This window comes from Tychonema sp. LEGE 07196, from assembly GCF_963890365.1.
GTDB lineage: Bacteria > Cyanobacteriota > Cyanobacteriia > Cyanobacteriales > Microcoleaceae > Microcoleus.
Genome location: NZ_CAWPRX010000220.1, coordinates 1 through 17,439, shown reverse-complemented (window position 1 = coordinate 17,439; position 17,439 = coordinate 1). Strand labels below are relative to the sequence as shown.

Sequence of the window (17,439 nt, the reverse complement as noted above, 5' to 3'; positions counted from 1 at the left end):
CTAAAGATGACTGAAAGAATCTGCCATTGTGTTTTTTTGGGCGGGGGAGACTGCTGTGTTTTTTGGGCGGCTGTGTTTTTTGGACGGGCGAGACTGTTGTGTTTTTTGGGCGGGCGAGACACCAACCCCACAAGAAGAGTTTTTTATGGAACAGGCATTTTGTTTGTTATTAAGAATGGTGCAAAATGTGAAATTAATTAACCTTGTATTTAATTATCTCGCCGCGCTAAACTACTGCAAAGTATGGGAATTATTTAAAATGCCGTTAGTAGATTTAGCTAATACTAAAGTTAGGGTTCTTGGATGCAGTGCGGTGATGGCTGTGGGGCAGCTTATTTCTAATGCGATCGCCAATCCGGCAACTCAAGCAGCAGCGGGTATGATGGGTGGCCCGATCGCACTTGGGGGAGTTTCTATCTTAGCTGCGATCGCTGGTGGTATTGCGGGGAATATCGCGGCGAATGACTTGGGAAATCGGATGGCGGAAAAATTGGCGAAAAATCCGAAGATTCTGGACAATCACGATTTGATTAAGGTGGCGGGTGAGGCGATCGGCTATATTCTCAAGGGTGTGGCGGAGTCGGAGGAATTAAAGGCGATCGCCCTTAGCAAAAATTTGCCTTCTCCAGAACAGGCTTTAAATAAATTAGCCCAAAAAATTCCCAAATACTGGCTGGATATTAACACGAATACAGCCGACTTGTCAAGGGGTTTGCAGATTTCCGAAGACCAGCTAACCAAGATTTTTTCTGCGGATGTCGAAGAGTTCGATCGCGTCACGGGATTGACACCGGAAGATTGGGCAACTTTCCTGCAGGAATTTGCCCGCAGCGAGGGCAAATCCTTCGATGCGGCAATTGTGGAATTTGTGGCGAAAAAGCTGTATACAACATTCCCGAAAGCCTACCGCGAAGTGCTGAAACTGGATGCGGCGAAGGGAGGAGAAAAGTTTGCCGCGATGCTGTTGAATTTGCACCAAATTGCGTTAGTCGAGCTCAAGGATTTGGGGCTGAAAAATGGGGAAATTCTGCAAAAGTTGGAGAGTTTGGCGACGCAGCAGCAGATTTGTCAAGTGATGGTAAAATTGGAGGCGATGGAAATTGGCATCCGGGATGATTTGGCGCAAATTCAGAACTTGCTGCAACGATTTGTTGATACTGATACGCCCAGATTGCCGCTTCCCTACGAGTGCGAAACGATTATTCAAGACCGGACTCAAGACTTTACCGGTCGCCAATTTGTGTTTGCAGCAATTGCCGAATTTTTGCAGAACAATCGCAAAGGCTATTTTGTTTTAGAAGCAGATCCGGGAGTCGGGAAAAGTTCAATTATGGCAAAGTTAGTGCTGCTGCTGAAGCGGCGCTGCGTTGCCCATTTTAACTCGCAATCTCAAGGGATTGTTCTGGCAGAACAATTCCTGGAAAATGCCTGCACTCAGTTAATTCGAGGCTTTCAACTAAATTATCCGCAAATGCCGGAAAATGCGAGCAGAGATGGCAACTTTCTGAGTCGATTGTTGGGGGAAGTCAGCGCTAAATTGGGAGGCAAAAAGTTGATTGTGGTAGTGGATGCCCTGGATGAAGTGGATCTCAGTTTGCAGGGGCGCGGCAGCAATGTTTTGTATTTGCCGGATGCTTTGCCGGATAATGTTTATTTTATTGTTTCCAAGCAGCCGAAAACTCTGCCTTTGCCAAATCATGAAGTTTTTGATTTGATGCAGTACAGTGCAGAAAGTTTGGCGGATGTCAAGGTTTATATTGACAAACGCACCAGCAACAGCGCGTCAATTCAGAGTTGGATTAACCGTCAAATGAGAAGCATTGGGCGCGGATGGAAATGGCGGTTAGGTTTGGGGTTGATTCAAGGGGCAATTAGGAAGTCGGCGCATATTTTGGAGAAGGATAAAACGCAACTTGCAGGGCATTTGTGGGGGAGGTTGGTGGATTTTGAAGAGGGAGTTAGCGGCGATCGATAATCCAAGAAACCGGGTTTTTCCCCGAAGCTGTGGGTTTTCGGGAATTATTTCGGAAAAAACCCGGTTTCTGGGGCCCCGCGATCGCACTTTTGGGTTGATGGGCGATCGCATTTTTGGATTGATGGGCGATCGGGCTATAATACAGAAAACTTGACAACAAAAATGACTGTCATGAGAGAGTTAATCCAACAAGAATTAGAAAAGTTCGATCGAGAACAACTCCAACAAGTATTTGAATTTATAGCCTTCCTGAAATTCCGTGCCAGATTAGTGAGTATTCCTGCGATCGATGAAACTAACTTAGCTGAACTCTACAGCGAATTTGCCGAAGAAGACCGACAACTTGCGGAACTCGGAATCAGCGAATATTCAGAACTCCTCAAACATGAGGATTTGGCATGACAATCAGACGAGGTGAAATCCAGATTGCCAACCTCGATCCCACACAAGGTTCCGAACAAGCAGGCGTGCGTCCCACAATTATTTTTCAAAACGATACAATTTCGAGATACACGACTACTGTTATCAGAAATCCCGGCGGTTGGAAACCGCGTCTACACAAACAATGTCCGGATGGTGCGCGGACGAAGAGGGTATTCGGAAATGGAAAATCATCGGGTGAAATCTTCAACCCGCGCAGGCGGGTTTTGTGTGTGTAGCCGCGGTTTCAACCGCCGGGGTTTTTGGGTTTCTTAAGTCAAAATCGACCCGCTCATCATCCGCTGATATCTCCTCTCCAACTCATCCCGCACCACAGGCCACTGATTCAAAGTTTCATCATTCTCAATTACCATTTGAGCAGCCGCCCTCGCCAACTCCAAAACCTCCTGATCCTCCACCAAACTCGCCAAAGCAAAATCCGGCAAACCCGACTGCCGAGTTCCCAAAACCTGACCCGGCCCCCGCAATCTCATATCCATTTCCGCAATAAAAAAACCATCCTGAGATTGTTCTAAAACCTTCATTCTCTGCATAGCTTCCGCCGTCTTAGAACCCGGCATTAACAAACAATAAGAACGGTTGCTGCCCCGACCGACTCGACCCCGCAACTGGTGCAATTGCGACAGTCCAAAACGCTCCGAATTTTCAATCAGCATTACCGTAGCATTCGGCACATCTACTCCCACTTCCACCACAGTTGTAGATACTAAAATATCAGTTTCTTTGTCTCGAAACTTGGTAATTGCCTCGTCTTTGTCCGCACTGCTCATCCTGCCGTGGAGCAAACCCACCTTAAACTCAGGAAATACACTGCTTTGAAGTTTTTCTTGTTCTTCAATTGCCGATCGCACATCCAACTTTTCCGACTCCTCCACCAGCGGCAGCACCACATAAACTTGACGGCCGCTCGCCACTTCCCGGCGAATCAAATCGTAAGCCTGGATGCGTTCTTTTGCCGACAGAACCGTCGTTTGAATCGCCTGACGACCGGGGGGAAGTTCATCAATTTGACTCACGTCTAAATCGCCGTGCAGCGTCAGCGCCAGCGTCCGGGGAATAGGAGTTGCCGTCATCGTCAAAACGTGGGGAGATTCGCCTTTCTGCTGCAATTTAGCCCGCTGCTGCACCCCAAATCTGTGCTGTTCATCAATTACCGCCAAACCCAATTTGTGGAAATTTACTGTATCTTGAATCAGGGCGTGAGTTCCGACTAAAACTGGCAATTCTCCCGTTTCTAACTGGCTGTGAATTTCTCGGCGCTTGGCTACTTTTGTCGAACCAGTTAACAGTTCCACAGACAAGTGCATCAAATTAAACCAACCTACCAATTTGCGGTAATGCTGTTCTGCTAAAACTTCTGTCGGTGCCATTAAAGCCGCTTGATAGCCCGATTGAATTGCTGCCAGCATTGCGACTACAGCGACTACAGTTTTGCCCGCGCCGACATCGCCTTGTACTAATCGGTTCATCGGTTGCGGCGAAGCCAAATCGTTGAGGATGTCGTTAATTACTCTTTCTTGAGCATTAGTCAACGCAAAAGGCAAGATTTCATAGAAATGTTCGATCAATTTGCCACTAGGAAGAATGACTGCGCTAGCTTGGGCTTTTCTTTGGGTTTGGCGACGCTTCAAAAGTCCTAATTGCAGGTAGAAAAATTCATCAAAAACTAAGCGGCGGCGGGCGGCGGACAAGCAATCGCGATCGAGCGGAAAGTGAATATTAGTCACGGCATCCGCTAAACCCATTAAACTGTAACGATCGCGCAAATCATCCGGTAGCGATTCCGGCAACAGTTTCGCCGCCGGCATCGCAGCCAAAATCGATCGCCTCACCGAACCCGCATCTACCCCTTCCGTCAGCGGATAAACAGGTATCAGGCGGCCGACTTTCATAGATTCGATCGCACCGCCGGAGTCGTCTAATACTTCCAACTCGGGATTTTCTAAAGTAATGCCATATTTACCCTGCTTCACCAACCCCGAAGCAGCCAGCACCGCACCAGTACAATACTCGCGCTTTTTGAATTCTTGCCAGCCGCGATTGCTGTAGCGAGGCCCGGCAAAAAAGCGACTAATTTTTATTTCTCCCGTGCGGTCTTTTAAGATTACTTCTAATATTGTTAATTTCTTATTCTTCGGGCTAGAAAAGCAATTGCAGCGCTTTACTTCGGCGATTAAAGTGACAGTTTCTCCCGCTACCAACTCGCGAATTTGTACTTGCTTTGCATAGTCGATGTGATTGCGGGGATAGTAGTAAAGCAAGTCGTATACAGTGTTTAAACCGAGTTTTAGCAAGCGGTTGCCGTTGGCGGGGCCGATGCCGGTGACGCGGGTTAGGGGTTGGTCGAGGGTCAAGCTGGGCGGTGGCGGTGCCGCACTCAGCGGTGCTGTTCGGGGAACGGAAACGGCTGGGGCGGCCGACTCGGGGGCGTTTGCGGATCTGACTTTTGTCGTTTGTTCTTCCCAAACTTGCTCCATTTGTCTGAGAAAACTCACCGTAATGGCGATCGAATGCTGGCGCTGTTCGAGATCCTTCTGCGGGTAGATGTCAAATTCCACAGCTAGTTGTCTGGCGCGATCGCGCGCTGCAGAAGCCGCCACAACACCGGCTAACTGTCTCAAACTCAAGCCGAGAAACTCGCTGAAGCGGTATTGACTGCCCTGGATGTCGTTAAATCCGCGATCGGCTTCTACTGAAAGAGCTTTTTGCAATCGCTGCCATTCTGGTTGGTTGTTAGTCATCAGTCATTAGTTATTAGTTATTAGTTATTAGTTATTAGTTATTAGTCATCAGTTATCAGTCATCAGTCATCAGTCTTCAGTCATTAGTTATTAATCATAGCTCAAGAATTGCCGACAACTGCCAACAACCAACTAACAACTGCCAACCACCAACTACCAACTGCCAACAACCAACTACCAACTACTTTCCTGTCAACTGCCAACAACCAACTGACTAATCTTCAAACCAACTCGATCGCCAAGCCGACTCAGCCTCCACCACAGCAAGTTCCCGCTGCTTTTTCTGGTAATCGCGGCCTAGGGAGTTTAACTTCACAGAGAGGTTGCGAATTTGCTGACGCCAAGCCGAGGTTCCCGCATCGGCAAACTCTATTTCTGACAACCGCAGTTTAATTGCTGTAATGTGCACCGCCATAGTAACCTGTGCTTGTTGTGCTAAGTTTGGCGGTGCCGAAGAGCTATCGGCTTGAACGATTAAGTTTAATAAGTTAGGCGGCCCAGCAACGCTGTCGCCGGAAGCTTCAGCAGCATAAGCAGCTTCTAGAATAGGTTCTGGCAATTGATTGGGCAAGATTCCCGACTGTTGCAGCAAGCGGTTGGTGTCACGAGAAAGCACTTTGAGAATCAGGACGATCGACTTTTCAATACTATTTTGCCAGCGCGCCAAACTTTCGGGAGAATTAGCATTTGGCGCATGATAATTTGCCACTGAAAATAGATAGTTAATGGCTGAAAGTTGTTTCTTTTCCTCTTCTTCCTCTTCCTCTTCCTCCTCTTCCTCTTCCTCTTCCTCCTCTTCCTCTTCCTCTTCCTCTTCCTCTTCCTCTTCCTCTTCCTCTTCCTCTTCCTCTTCCTCTTCTTCGTTTTTGTCGAAGTCCTCTTCCTCTTCCTCTTCCTCTTCCTCTGCTTCTGATTCAGTCACTAGCGATCGCAATTTTTCCTCCGACGCAGCAGCCAAAAGCCTTACAGACTGCTGCATTTTTTGCCGCCCATCGAAGGACAACTTGAGAAACGACTCCGGCGCGGATTGAGTGCAAAGGTGATAGCAAGCCAAAATTAACTGCTGCCGCACCGCTTGTCCCAAGGAAGTTAAATAACTGTCGTATGTACTGCGAAACTCCACATTCAAGGCTGCTAAACTCTCTTCTAGTCCTGCCAAATCTTGCTCTATGCGTTCTCTTGCTCCCACCATATCTCCCGTATAAAATTAAAATAGGACGTATAAAACTAAAAATTCCTAGGGTGTGTCGCCGTAAACAATCTCTAAATTCAATCGATAATCTGAAGGCGACTACCTGACACTTCCGATCCGTGGAAACAAAGCCAACAATTGTTTTCTAGTACAATTTTCGATAAATTACCTTACGTGCGTCACTGTAAGATTGTCGATATTTGTTTGGTATTTTTTGAGGACGACGCACCCTACGACTACTTTAAACCCATTTTGTCATTAAAAATTAAAAATGTGAAAATTAGCTTTTCACATTTTTAATTTCAATTCCCAATCTTAATTGTGAATTACTGAACACCCATTTGGGCTGCTACTTCATCGGCAAAGTTAGCTTCTACCTTCTCAATGCCTTCGCCCAACACAAAGCGCACGAAGCGGCGCACTTGGACATTTTCTCCGATTTGGGAGATGGTTTGTTTCACCAACTCTTCCACCGAGATATTTTGATCTCGAATAAAAGGCTGATCCATCAAACATAACTCTTTCATGCGCTTGTCAATCCGCCCTTGAACAATCTTTTCTTTGATATTGTCCGGCTTGTTGCCCAAGTCATCCTTGCCCATTTCTATTGCCTTTTCTCTTTCGACAATTTCGGCAGGAATATCTTCAAGGTTCACGTATTCCACATTCGGGCAAGCTGCAATTTGCATCGCAATATTGCGTACTAAACTTTGGAATTCTTCGCGGCGTGCCACAAAATCAGTTTCGCAGTTAACTTCCACCAGCACTCCCACGCGGCCGCCCGTGTGAATGTAGCTGCCTACGAGTCCTTCTGAGGCAACCCGTCCGGCTTTTTTGTCAGCCCCAGCCAGACCTTTTTTCCGCAGCCACTCAATGGATGTTTCGATATCGCCTTCGTTTGCAATGAGGGCTTTTTTGCAGTCCATCATGCCAGCGCCAGTCTTGTCGCGCAATTCTTTAACAAGTTTTGCAGATATATCCGCCATCTTCCTTAAGTTCCCAATCAAAATTAGTTATTAGTCATTAGTCATTAGTCACTAAACTGTTGCAGCATTTAAATTGGATGTCAAGAAATAATCAAACTCTTGTGGAGCGGACTTTGAGGAGCGCCCCGAATATGCAATTTAAATGCGCCACAGATTAAGACAAATGAATCATTTTGCCAGAAGTCTACTAATGACCACGCCCAAAACGGCTACAAGCTGCCCACGCCAGAAGTTGAGATTCCCAAATTTTAGACTCAAGTTTAAAGTTCCCAGATTCAATGCGATAGTAAATCTAAAATCTAAAATCTAAAATCTAAAATCTAAAATCGACTGACTTAGACTCGTGCCATGTACAATTAAAAATCAAAAATATCCAACTAAAAATAATAATTATTTTTAATTTTCAATCTTTAATTTTTAATTGCCTGGTGTCAAATTCCGATCGCAATATTAGCTTTCGGTTTCTTCGCCCTCGGCCTCAGCGGCTTCGTCGGGGTCTACATAATTGGGGTCATCCAATTCTTCGATTTCGCCATCATATTCAGCGCCTTCGTAGCCACCTTCGTAGTCGTCGTCGTAGTCACCGTCGCCACCGGGCTGACCGTGACGACCTTCGTAAATGGCATCAGCCAACTTACCGACAATCAGCTTGATCGATCGAATAGCATCGTCATTTGCTGGAATCGCAATGTCAACCAAATCCGGGTCGCAATTGGTGTCCAACAGAGAGACGATGGGAATTCCCAACTTTTGGCATTCCAACACAGCATTATATTCGCGGCGTTGGTCTACGAGTACAACTCCGTCGGGAATCTTACGCATAGTTTTGATTCCGCCCAGATACTTCTGGAGTTTTGCCAGTTCTCGGCGCAGCACCGAAGCTTCTTTTTTCGGCAACAAATCTAGGGCACCGATTTCCTCGCGGCGCTCCAAATCCTTGAGGCGCTCCACGCGGGACTTAATCGTCGTCCAGTTGGTGAGCATTCCCCCAAGCCAGCGCTGGTTGACGTAGTAAGCACCGCAGCGTTGAGCTTCTTGGGCTACAATCCCGGCAGCTTGGCGCTTTGTACCCACGAACAAAAACTTTTTGCCTTTTTCTGAGGCCACTCTCATGTACTCGTAGGCATCTTCCATGAGCTGAGCGGTTTGCACGAGGTCGATGATGTGAACCCCGTTGCGCTCTGTAAAAATGTAGGGAGACATTTTCGGGTTCCACCGGCGGGTTTGGTGTCCGAAGTGAACTCCTGACTCTAGCATTTGAGCCAAACTGACTACTGGCATTGTATTTTAAACTCCTGTATTCGGGTTAATCCTCCACCCGGTAGTATTTCTCAAGATTTGCACCTTGGAAACACCCGAAAACCCGGATGTGCGAACTTAAACAACTTGTCTAGTTTATCACAGGACACACCAGTTTTGCTGACAATCCGATCGCCATTTGGTTGGGTTATCCGTAGGGTGAGCCCCCAAGGGAACCAGATGCGGGCTGGCTTGGTGCGTGGGGCGTACCCTACGGTTGCGAGTTACTCGCAAGCGCTTCTTACAAAAACAAAAAATCCATATAACAAGGTTGTCAAAGCCTTAGTTAGGTTGTGAGACAATGGCGTTGTTGGTGCGTGTCTTGCGCCTTCTTTAGTTCGATCGAGCTTTGAGCCATTCATTTTGTTCGATCGGCAATTCTACCGGCTTTACGAGTTCCCTCTGGCACCGCAAAAATCCCAAAGCTAAAAACGCCATGCCCATCCCCATTCTCGTCTTGCTTGAAGTTCTAATTGTGATCGCACTTTCGAGACTTGTCGGTTTAGCATTTCGATCGATCAAACAACCTCAAGTCATTGGAGAAATTGTAGCCGGAATTATGCTGGGGCCTTCTCTGTTTGGCTTAGTTGCACCAGATTTAGCAACAGCACTTTTTCCAGCCGAAGCCGTTCCTTTCCTCAACGTGCTATCTGAGGTGGGGCTGATATTTTTCATGTTCTTGATTGGTTTAGAACTGAACCCTAAGTATCTCAAAAACAATTTAGATGTAGCGATCTTAACTTCCCACGTCAGCATTTTAGTGCCGTTTTCTCTGGGAAGCATCCTAGCACTGCTGCTGTACCCGATCGTTTCAAATAATAGCGTTTCATTTACAGCCTTTGCCCTGTTTTTGGGCGCTGCGATGTCAATTACTGCCTTTCCGGTGCTGGCAAGAATTATTACAGAACACAACTTGCAGAATACAAAATTGGGGACGCTGGCCCTGACTTGCGCTGCAGTAGATGACGTGACGGCGTGGTGTTTGTTAGCCGTGGCGATCGCAGTTACTCGAACTAATTCGATGCTGGGCGCTTTGCCCACCATTATTGAATCTTTAATTTACATTGGTTTCATGATGACTGTAGTCCGCTGGTTCTTGCAGCGGCTTTCCAAGCACTACAACCGCACGGGCAGATTAACGCAGTTAGTGCTGGCGGGAATTTACATGGGAGTTGTAGCTTCTGCCTTAATTACTGAATTGATCGGCATTCATTTAATCTTCGGTGCATTTTTGCTTGGTGCTGCAATGCCAAAAAATGCCGGACTCACCAGAGAATTAGCTGAAAAAACCGAAGATTTTGTCCTAATATTTCTGCTGCCAATCTTTTTTGCTTACAGCGGTTTGCGTACTCAGATCGGTTTGCTCAACAGTCCCGAATTGTGGCTGCTGTGCGCCGCAGTTTTGGGAGTAGCAATTATTGGAAAATATGTCGGCACTTACACGGCTGCTAGAGTCTGCGGCATCAGCAACCGGGAAGCTTCTGCGCTGGGTTGGATGATGAACACTCGCGGTTTGACTGAACTAATTGTATTGAATATCGGTCTTTCTCTGGGTGTGATTTCGCCGGTGCTATTTACAATGTTAGTTATTATGGCATTAGTCACAACTTTTATGACTTCGCCGCTGCTGGAGTGGACTTATCCCAAACGGTTAATTCGGTTAGATATTTCAGAAGTTAGCTCTGAGGATTCAGAATTAGAAGATTTACCAATTGCTAGTAGCAGCGAAGAAACAGTTAACAACTTGCTGAAAACTTATCGAATTTTAGTACCAGTTGCTAATCCTAGCACGCAGAAAGGTTTGCTGCAACTAGCAGTAGGGCTGGCGCTGCCGGCTGCGGGTACGGGCGGTAACGATTTGCAGTCGGCGGCGGTTCATCCTCTGAGTTTGATCGAATTCAATGAGGATTATGCTTTTCAAAGTACGCCTGCGGAAGCCGATCGCATTATTCAAGAGCGCCGCTTGAAATTATCAGAATTAATTGATAGTTTGGAACTCCCGGAGGCGAGAAAATTCGTGCATCCGATCATTCGGGTTACTAAGGATGTGGCGCGGGAAACGGCGCAAATTGCGGAACTAGATCGCGCGGATTTGATTTTGGTAGGATGGCACAGGCCGACTTTTAGCAGCAACCGTTTGGGAGGGCGTGTCGGTCAAATTCTCAGCAGCGCTAAGGTGGATGTAGCAATTTTTGTTGACAGAGGCCGGGAACGGTTGAATAATTTGTTAGTGCCTTATGCGGCAAATATTCACGATGATTTGGGCTTAGAATTGGCGCTGAGACTGTTAGTTAATAGCGAGGAACGCCGTTTGACGGTGCTGCGGGTGGGGGTAAACGGGTTGGAGGAAAACGAGCTGAGTTACGAGTTTCAGCGAGTGATGGAACAGTTGCCTATTGAAGTGCGATCGCGCATTGAAACTCCTATTGTGGAGGCTGCCGATCCAATTCAGGCCGTGATTGCTGCTTCTGCTAATGCTGATTTGACTATTGCGGGTACGAGTCGGGAGTGGGGAATTGAGCGCCAAACCTTGGGACAGTATACTGATGAATTGGCGGTGCAGTGTCATTCTTCGCTGCTGATTGCACGGTGCTACGTTAAAGCGCGATCGCACTTAGCTTCGGTACTTCCTCGAAGGTAGTCAGTTGTTGGTTGTTAGTTGTTGGTTGTTAGTTGTTGGTTGTTATTTGTTATTTGTTATTTGTTATTAGCTAATGCAAACTATCAACTGCAAACGGTCAACTGCCAACGACATAATGCCAACTAACAGCTAACAACTAACAACCAACTGTCAAATGCCAACTGTCAAATGCCAACTGCCAACAACTAACAACCAACTGTCAAATGCCAACTGTCAAATGCCAACTGCCAACTGCCAACAACTAACAACCAACAAATAACCAATAACAAATAACAAATAACAAATAACCACTAACCATTACCAAACTTATGCCTCATTTTAATGTCAAAATGTTATCATTTTATGGTATTTCCATCGCCATTGTTGCCGTGCTGTTTAAGGTGGTAACTGCTTACGGCGAAACAAATTTAAAGGCTCCTCCGGCACTTGCGGGAAGTTATCGCTTCGATGCTAACAGTTTGCCGGAATGTCTGAAATCTGATGCTTTGGTATTGACAATCGAGCAATCTGGTGTTTATTTGAACGGTAATTTGCGAAGTAGCAGCGAGGCCGATCGCAAAAAAACAGCAGAGGAGAAACCTTCTTTAGGTGGTAAGTGGGAAACTCAAGGATTGAGCTTGTCGGGTGTGGTTCCTAATTTAGAAGGTTGCAGGGACTCCAGTGCGATCGCTCAAAACAGTTCTGTTAAACTGCGAGGAATTTTGGAGGGAGACACCCTTAAGGGAAAGATTAGTCTGAGGGATGGGGCGGCGGCTACTGATTTTACGGCTCAAAGAGAAGCGGTGGCGAAATCGCAGAAGCAGGAACATTGATCGATCGCAATGGGGAATCGAGAATTGGGAATGGTCAAGTTCGATCGTCCTAGTCGGTTTCTCCCCAGCTTCGGCGGGAAATCACAAAGCTTTAAGGGATCGGCTGGGGAAACGGGCGGTGGACGATCGAACTCCTGCCACCGGATCTCCCCCGTGACGGTCGGTTGCTGCTAAATTTAAAAGACACATAAAAGTGATTGATAAAAATAAAGTATCCGAGAGGAGTCTTTGATTGAGAATTTGTCATGCCAGAGACCTCGGATAACCGTATAGTTTGTTTGGAATGGATGTTCCCGTGATCTTAATGCCGTCAGAAACTTTGCTTACCGAGTCAAACCCGTTGATTTTAGACAGTTTGCCAGACTTGTCGCCGAACGATGGCGGATGTCCCCGTCGGGCTAGATTGCAAATTGATTTGATGTTGCTGGCGATCGAAGCCTTGTATCTCGGAGGGGCGGAAGAAATGCTGGCAGTGTCAAAAGACCTGGAATTGGAGTCAATTATCAAAAATCGGGTTGCTTTTTGGATGATGCGGAATACTAACCCGCTGAGACGCTATACCCAGCGCCGAGCCCTGACGGTGGTGGAGGCAAAAGCGCTGGTGGCGATCGCCTGTAATATGGCGCGCAAGTTAACCGCGACAATTCGCCAGTTGCTGCTAGATTCGCAGCAGTTGCGATCGAGAAATATCCCCCTCAACCAAAACTTGCAGCTTGCTGAGTATTTAGAACGCTTTCGAGCTCATTTTCGATCGCGCATGAACCCGAAGCGATCGCTAGTTGCAGCTTACAATTCCGACGAGAAGCTCAACGAACTCGCTTTAAACTTGTTGAGCAAACTGCTATTTTGTACGGGGACGGCCGGAATGCAGCGCTTCTGGGTTAGCTTGTTTGATGGAGAAGTGGAATAAAAATGACTATTAGGCGTCAGTACAGTCTGCCGAATTGCACCCTGGTTCTGGAAGGGTTGAGCGACGGATCGGTATCTAGCCAGTTAGATACACGGCCAGTGCTTTCTATACTAATGAGCGCTGAATGTTATGTGACAGGCATCGGCGAACCCCTCAGCGGGGGACGGGAGTTTTTTGAAAGCTTGGTGAGGGCTGTCAGCACCTACGCCCAAGAATTTATGAGTGGAGTGCATTATCCCGATCGCTACGGCCCGAATTTGAGTACGGTGCAGTTGCACAGAATAGACGAGAATTCGCACCGTTTGACCGTTCTACCGGCCGAAACAGGCAGCGCTACCCAAATCGATCAAAAAACAGAACTGTCGGCAAAATTAGATTTGACGACGGTACAGCTATTTGACTTAGTGGAGGCGATCGATCAATTTTTTGCCGACACCCAGACGCTGCCAGAATTGTCTCTGCAATTAACCCCAATTTCCAAGCGTTATATCAAGTCCGCCGAACCTTTGGCAAAGCGGAGTTTGCCTGCGGTGGTGGGGATATCGAGTTTGGCTTTGGCGGCGATGGCCTTTTTCTTGGTGCCGGTGCCGCAACTCCAGCGTCCGAGAGATCCGGTGCGACAGCCAAATCCTGCGGGGCAGAATCAGGGAACGCCGAATCCGGGCGGATCGGCTTCGCCAAACCCCACTCCCAGGCCTGCTGACGGTTTGCTACCTGGGGAGAGGACTCCGAATGCTGAATCGAGTTCGCCGACTCCGAGTACCACCCCGCAATCGGAGGCTTCACCTAGTACCACCCCGCAATCGGAGGCTTCGCCTAGTACCACCCCGCAGTCGGAGGCTTCGCCTAGTACCACGCCCAGTCCTGTTTCTGAAGCTTTGCCAAGTCCTGATGCTGCAGCCGGGCCGATTACCGATCCGGCAGAAATCGAGCTGTTGAAGGGCCAACTTTCCCAGCAAATTGACGGAGTTTTGAAAACTAAGCCTGCGGTTGATGCGGAGTTGGTTTATCGCGTGAGTGTGGCTAAGGATGGGGCGATTGTCGGTTATAAGTCGGAGAATCCCGCAGCAGTCGATCGATCCGAAGCGCCGTTATCGGAGTTGCTTTACAAACCGATTGGCAGCAGGCCACCAGCAGAACCCCTAGCTGATTTCCGAGTAGTTATTGCACCGGGCGGCACTGTTGCAGTCACTCCTTGGTAATGGGTTGATTGTTGACTGTTAACGGTTGACTGTTGACTGTTAACGGTTGACTGTTAACTGTTAACGATTGACTCCAAACACTTAAAATTGCGCCTATCTGAGGGTGGCAACTTGTCAGAATCATTCATAAATTGCCCCCTAGTTTATGATTCTGACGCAACCGGAAACGATATAGTATCAAATCCCGTAGCATCGGAATGATTCAGATATATATTCTCTCACTCTGTGTACTCTGTGTACTCTGCGGTTAAATCACCTGACGATCCAAACGGAAACGATATAACATCACACTACAAACCAATTCCTCAAAGTTCTGTCGGCGCGCGAGGCTTAATATCTGGATCGAATCCCCCAACTTGATTGGTGCGAATTATCCACAAAAACGATCCTTGTTTTAAGAGAATTTTGGCGATTTCATCTTGAGTGCGTCTGGGAAGCATTGTTCGGTAACTAATAACAGCTTTTAGCAGGTTCGTGATGCCAGAAAAAAAGCTTTTTTTCTGTTCCGAATCAATCCCTACCAATCTCGTATTTTTGCGCCAATCTAGCCGGACAATACCGAGGGGAATTAATACTTTTCCTAAACTCTCTCCCAAAACTACTAACTGATGAAATCTTTCGGTTTGTGCGTGGGTAGGATTTGTTTTCAGCCAGTCTTGAATTTGAGAATTTGACTCGACTTCGGCAGTAATTTTTTTAATAGTAGCGTAAATTGCTTGACTGGAATCTTGGACGCAAGAAGTTGCTGGCGTGACTAAAGTTGCGCCGGTGCCGTCTCCGCTGCGGTAGCGCGCCATCATGATATCTAGTTGCTGGTTTAACTCGGTTAAAGGCGACAAAATGATGCCGTCAAAATCGTAGTCGTAACACACGCAGTCTAATTTACAAATGATATCGCAAACCGGGCGATCGCCCAACCAGCCACGCTGCAAATCTCCCATGTAACTTTGCCACTTACTAGAACCGGCGACAATTCCATCGGGATTGTGGGCGTATACTTGTTTGTATTCTATGTCAAAACGCAGTTCGTTGGTAAATCCATCGCGCACTACTTTTGCGATTCCGAAAGCAAAATGTCCGGTGACAATTCCCAGCGGTACAGATTCGCCTTTTTTGCCGCCAATACCGCCGAAACTGTGAATCACGATGCCGATATCTCCTTCTTCCCAAGGGGAGACTAAAGTGTTTTCGGCTGCCTCATTTGGCATTAACAATACTCTTTTTGCTTGTCCTTTTTGAGCCGCTGTATTTGACCAGTTTTCGTCTTTTAAATAAGCGAGAGATTTGTTTAGTCCAAAATATGTTTCATCTGGTATTAACTGAGCAATTTTGCGCGGTTCAATTGCTTGGACTATAAAAATACTGTCTTCGTCTCTTTCGCCGTAAATATACCAGCCGTCGGGGTTTAATGGCGATTGTTCGATCAGGTAATTTGTAGACCTCGCTACGCCATTTTTGTCGGGCTGTACTTGCGGAATCCGAATGATTTCTGCTGCGCCGTCAAATTGTTGGGATGTTTTGTTGAAATGCCGGACAATAAATTTGTTGTCGTCGGGTTTTTGGCGCTGTAAAATTGAAACTAAGGCGCACAAACGGCCGATAATTTGTACCGGTTCGCGATCGATAATTAGTTCCTGCTGGCCGCTGCTGTGGTCGATCGCAATCACCGGCCTCCGCAGCATCACAGTCACGCTGTCTTCGAGTCTGCTACCCGCCAAAGTTTCCAAGGGGCCGACATTTCGCCAGCCGTTCAACCTATCTGGATGGATGTTACCAGATTTTTGACTTTTTTTCGTTTGTTTTGTGAAGTTGATATCTTGACTGACTGCGTGGACAAAAAACTGAACTTGGCGGTTGGCTATCCACTTCAAAAATACTGTTTTGCCCAGAAAATTTTGATATTTTTTGGGGGCATTTATTACTTCCAAAAATACTGTATCTTTGGGCGGGCGCTGTTCGTGAGATGGCAAAATTAAGCGTCCTTGCCAAAGAGCGATCGGCTTGTACAGACGGGCAACGGCTGCTGAATTTTTGTAAATTATTTCCGGTTCAATCTCTTCTAAGAGATCGTTTTCTGCTCTGGAAATCACAAAATTTCTGTCGGTTTTTACGAACACGGGTTCTAAAAAAACTTTTTCAGGATCTGCAATGTTAGCGGTTGAATTGTCAGCCTTTTTTGGGAACAGCGGTAGATTGAAATGGCGGTTTTTTGCCAATTTCGCCTGGAACCAATTGAGGAAAACCCGAATAAAAATAAAAGCGGTTAAACCAAAAACGACAGCTAAGGCTATCAGCCCCAGAGTCAAAATGAATTGGTCTAAAAATTGACCGGAAAGTAAAATAATTGTGGGCCAGATCGAAGAAGATGCTGCCATAGTATCTAAAAACGAGTTTTAGGTTCGATCCAGTCGGCGCTGGCTTGAGTGCCGAAAACTAGGGGTTTGTCTTCGCTGACAGCTACTGTTTGACCGGTCATATCTACTGCACAAAGAGGCCAATGTCGATCGCCCAAATGACCGGCACGGAACAGAACTTGTCCGGGGCAAACTTGACTCCAACCCAACAGTACAGCATGAGTGTAAAGACTGCGAGCGGGAGCAACAGTATAAGTGTAGTTATCATTTTTATCCCAAATGACCGCGTAGTCGGACATATCGGAAGAGTTGAACAGCGCTTCAAATTCGCGGGCGAGAAGGCGGGAACCGTCTTGATTCCAAGCAACAGGTACTAAAATGGCGATCGTCCCGGACATATCTGTGTCATCGCTAGCATACATTCCGCTTTCCGCCAGCGGCGAAGCAGCCGCCACTGTTTGCAATTCCCCGGTTTTGAGATTTTCCACAAACATAACGCTGCTAACCCTACACTGGGCTAATTCCGGCTGTACTTGCAACTCAATTCGACTGTAAGCCGCGTATTGGCCGTTAGTTGAAACTAGGGAAGGGCTGCGATAGTAGCGGAGGCTGGTGCCGCCAGTGGAGCTCAGTTTGGCATGAGTGGCGTTAATCCATTCCCAAGGAATCGGATAGGCGCTATTTAAAGGGTCAGTCATCGGTTTTTTTTCCAAAAGTTATACAGTAGACCTCTTGCAAAAATCAAATTTACCCCCCGCAAGTCCCCCCTTATTAAGGGGAGAAACAAGAATAATCTTGCTCCCTCCCCGCGGGAGGGGAGGGTTGGGGTGGGGTGCTTTGGATTTTTGCAAGAGTTCTAGTATTATCCAACAGATTCAGGCTGGCG

The 17,439-nt window shown here is 47.0% G+C and carries 14 protein-coding genes; 7 read left to right on the top strand and 7 right to left on the bottom strand.

All coding sequences use genetic code 11. The annotated features are described in order from the left end of the window. Window positions 1-259 precede the first annotated feature (259 nt). On the top strand, window positions 260-1,975 hold the full coding sequence (locus tag AACV78_RS28225) for an ATP-binding protein (protein WP_194011776.1): 1,716 nt from the start codon (window positions 260-262) through the stop codon (window positions 1,973-1,975). Here the strand turns inward: AACV78_RS28225 and AACV78_RS28220 are convergent. Beyond that, complete coding sequence (locus AACV78_RS28220; protein WP_194011777.1) at window positions 1,959-2,132, bottom strand: hypothetical protein; 174 nt, start codon at window positions 2,130-2,132, stop codon at window positions 1,959-1,961. The genes AACV78_RS28225 and AACV78_RS28220 overlap by 17 nt on opposite strands. Window positions 2,133-2,146: 14 nt before the next feature. On the opposite strand from AACV78_RS28220, the gene AACV78_RS28215 reads away from it, so the two are divergent. Together AACV78_RS28215 and AACV78_RS28825 are read left to right on the top strand one after the other, a co-directional pair. Then, a complete protein-coding gene (locus AACV78_RS28215; protein WP_228042521.1) occupies window positions 2,147-2,377 on the top strand; it encodes a hypothetical protein in 231 nt (76 codons plus the stop codon). After that, window positions 2,374-2,634 carry a type II toxin-antitoxin system PemK/MazF family toxin gene (locus AACV78_RS28825; protein ID WP_194011779.1) on the top strand — a complete coding sequence of 87 codons (261 nt, stop codon included), beginning with the start codon at window positions 2,374-2,376 and terminating at the stop codon, window positions 2,632-2,634. Before AACV78_RS28215 ends, AACV78_RS28825 begins: the two co-directional genes overlap by 4 nt. A 33-nt stretch (window positions 2,635-2,667) precedes the next feature. On the opposite strand, the gene recG is transcribed toward AACV78_RS28825, so the two are convergent. The 4 genes from recG to rpsB all read right to left on the bottom strand — a co-directional run bounded on the left by recG (window position 2,668) and on the right by rpsB (window position 8,616). Next, complete coding sequence (gene recG / locus AACV78_RS28205; RefSeq protein ID WP_194011780.1) at window positions 2,668-5,157, bottom strand: ATP-dependent DNA helicase RecG; 2,490 nt, start codon at window positions 5,155-5,157, stop codon at window positions 2,668-2,670. Window positions 5,158-5,371: 214 nt separating this feature from the next. After that, a complete protein-coding gene (locus AACV78_RS28200) occupies window positions 5,372-6,349 on the bottom strand; it encodes a hypothetical protein (protein ID WP_194011781.1) in 978 nt (325 codons plus the stop codon). Between the two features lie 326 nt (window positions 6,350-6,675). Beyond that, on the bottom strand, window positions 6,676-7,335 hold the full coding sequence (gene tsf, locus AACV78_RS28195; RefSeq protein ID WP_194011782.1) for a translation elongation factor Ts: 660 nt from the start codon (window positions 7,333-7,335) through the stop codon (window positions 6,676-6,678). Between the two features lie 450 nt (window positions 7,336-7,785). Beyond that, window positions 7,786-8,616, bottom strand: coding sequence for a 30S ribosomal protein S2 (gene rpsB / locus AACV78_RS28190; RefSeq protein ID WP_194011783.1), 831 nt, complete (start codon window positions 8,614-8,616; stop codon window positions 7,786-7,788). A gap of 367 nt (window positions 8,617-8,983) precedes the next feature. On the opposite strand from rpsB, the gene AACV78_RS28185 reads away from it, so the two are divergent. The 4 genes from AACV78_RS28185 to AACV78_RS28170 all read left to right on the top strand — a co-directional run bounded on the left by AACV78_RS28185 (window position 8,984) and on the right by AACV78_RS28170 (window position 14,199). Continuing rightward, window positions 8,984-11,275, top strand: a complete 2,292-nt coding sequence (locus AACV78_RS28185) for a cation:proton antiporter (protein WP_228042520.1) — start codon at window positions 8,984-8,986, stop codon at window positions 11,273-11,275. A 329-nt stretch (window positions 11,276-11,604) separates the two neighbouring features. Continuing rightward, window positions 11,605-12,087 carry a hypothetical protein gene (locus AACV78_RS28180; RefSeq protein ID WP_228042519.1) on the top strand — a complete coding sequence of 161 codons (483 nt, stop codon included), beginning with the start codon at window positions 11,605-11,607 and terminating at the stop codon, window positions 12,085-12,087. A 283-nt stretch (window positions 12,088-12,370) separates the two neighbouring features. Then, a complete protein-coding gene (locus AACV78_RS28175) occupies window positions 12,371-12,997 on the top strand; it encodes a DUF3038 domain-containing protein (RefSeq protein WP_194011784.1) in 627 nt (208 codons plus the stop codon). 2 nt (window positions 12,998-12,999) lie between these two features. Beyond that, window positions 13,000-14,199, top strand: coding sequence for a DUF4335 domain-containing protein (locus tag AACV78_RS28170; protein ID WP_194011785.1), 1,200 nt, complete (start codon window positions 13,000-13,002; stop codon window positions 14,197-14,199). Between the two features lie 305 nt (window positions 14,200-14,504). On the opposite strand, the gene AACV78_RS28165 is transcribed toward AACV78_RS28170, so the two are convergent. After that, window positions 14,505-16,574 (bottom strand): abortive infection protein, encoded by a 2,070-nt coding sequence (locus AACV78_RS28165; protein WP_194011786.1) that lies wholly within the window; start codon window positions 16,572-16,574, stop codon window positions 14,505-14,507. Window positions 16,575-16,579: 5 nt separating this feature from the next. After that, window positions 16,580-17,251: a hypothetical protein gene (locus AACV78_RS28160; protein ID WP_194011787.1), complete on the bottom strand. Its 672-nt coding sequence runs from the start codon at window positions 17,249-17,251 to the stop codon at window positions 16,580-16,582. Between the last annotated feature and the right edge of the window lie 188 nt (window positions 17,252-17,439).

Bases quoted from the DNA above. Each gene is read 5' to 3' on its own strand.
- AACV78_RS28225 (WP_194011776.1), top strand. From the start codon at position 260: ATGCCGTTAGTAGATTTAGCTAATACTAAAGTTAGGGTTCTTGGATGC.
- AACV78_RS28215 (WP_228042521.1), top strand. From the start codon at position 2,147: ATGAGAGAGTTAATCCAACAAGAATTAGAAAAGTTCGATCGAGAACAA.
- AACV78_RS28825 (WP_194011779.1), top strand. From the start codon at position 2,374: ATGACAATCAGACGAGGTGAAATCCAGATTGCCAACCTCGATCCCACA.
- recG (WP_194011780.1), bottom strand. From the start codon at position 5,157: ATGACTAACAACCAACCAGAATGGCAGCGATTGCAAAAAGCTCTTTCA.
- AACV78_RS28200 (WP_194011781.1), bottom strand. From the start codon at position 6,349: ATGGTGGGAGCAAGAGAACGCATAGAGCAAGATTTGGCAGGACTAGAA.
- tsf (WP_194011782.1), bottom strand. From the start codon at position 7,335: ATGGCGGATATATCTGCAAAACTTGTTAAAGAATTGCGCGACAAGACT.
- rpsB (WP_194011783.1), bottom strand. From the start codon at position 8,616: ATGCCAGTAGTCAGTTTGGCTCAAATGCTAGAGTCAGGAGTTCACTTC.
- AACV78_RS28180 (WP_228042519.1), top strand. From the start codon at position 11,605: ATGTTATCATTTTATGGTATTTCCATCGCCATTGTTGCCGTGCTGTTT.
- AACV78_RS28175 (WP_194011784.1), top strand. From the start codon at position 12,371: ATGGATGTTCCCGTGATCTTAATGCCGTCAGAAACTTTGCTTACCGAG.
- AACV78_RS28170 (WP_194011785.1), top strand. From the start codon at position 13,000: ATGACTATTAGGCGTCAGTACAGTCTGCCGAATTGCACCCTGGTTCTG.
- AACV78_RS28165 (WP_194011786.1), bottom strand. From the start codon at position 16,574: ATGGCAGCATCTTCTTCGATCTGGCCCACAATTATTTTACTTTCCGGT.
- AACV78_RS28160 (WP_194011787.1), bottom strand. From the start codon at position 17,251: ATGACTGACCCTTTAAATAGCGCCTATCCGATTCCTTGGGAATGGATT.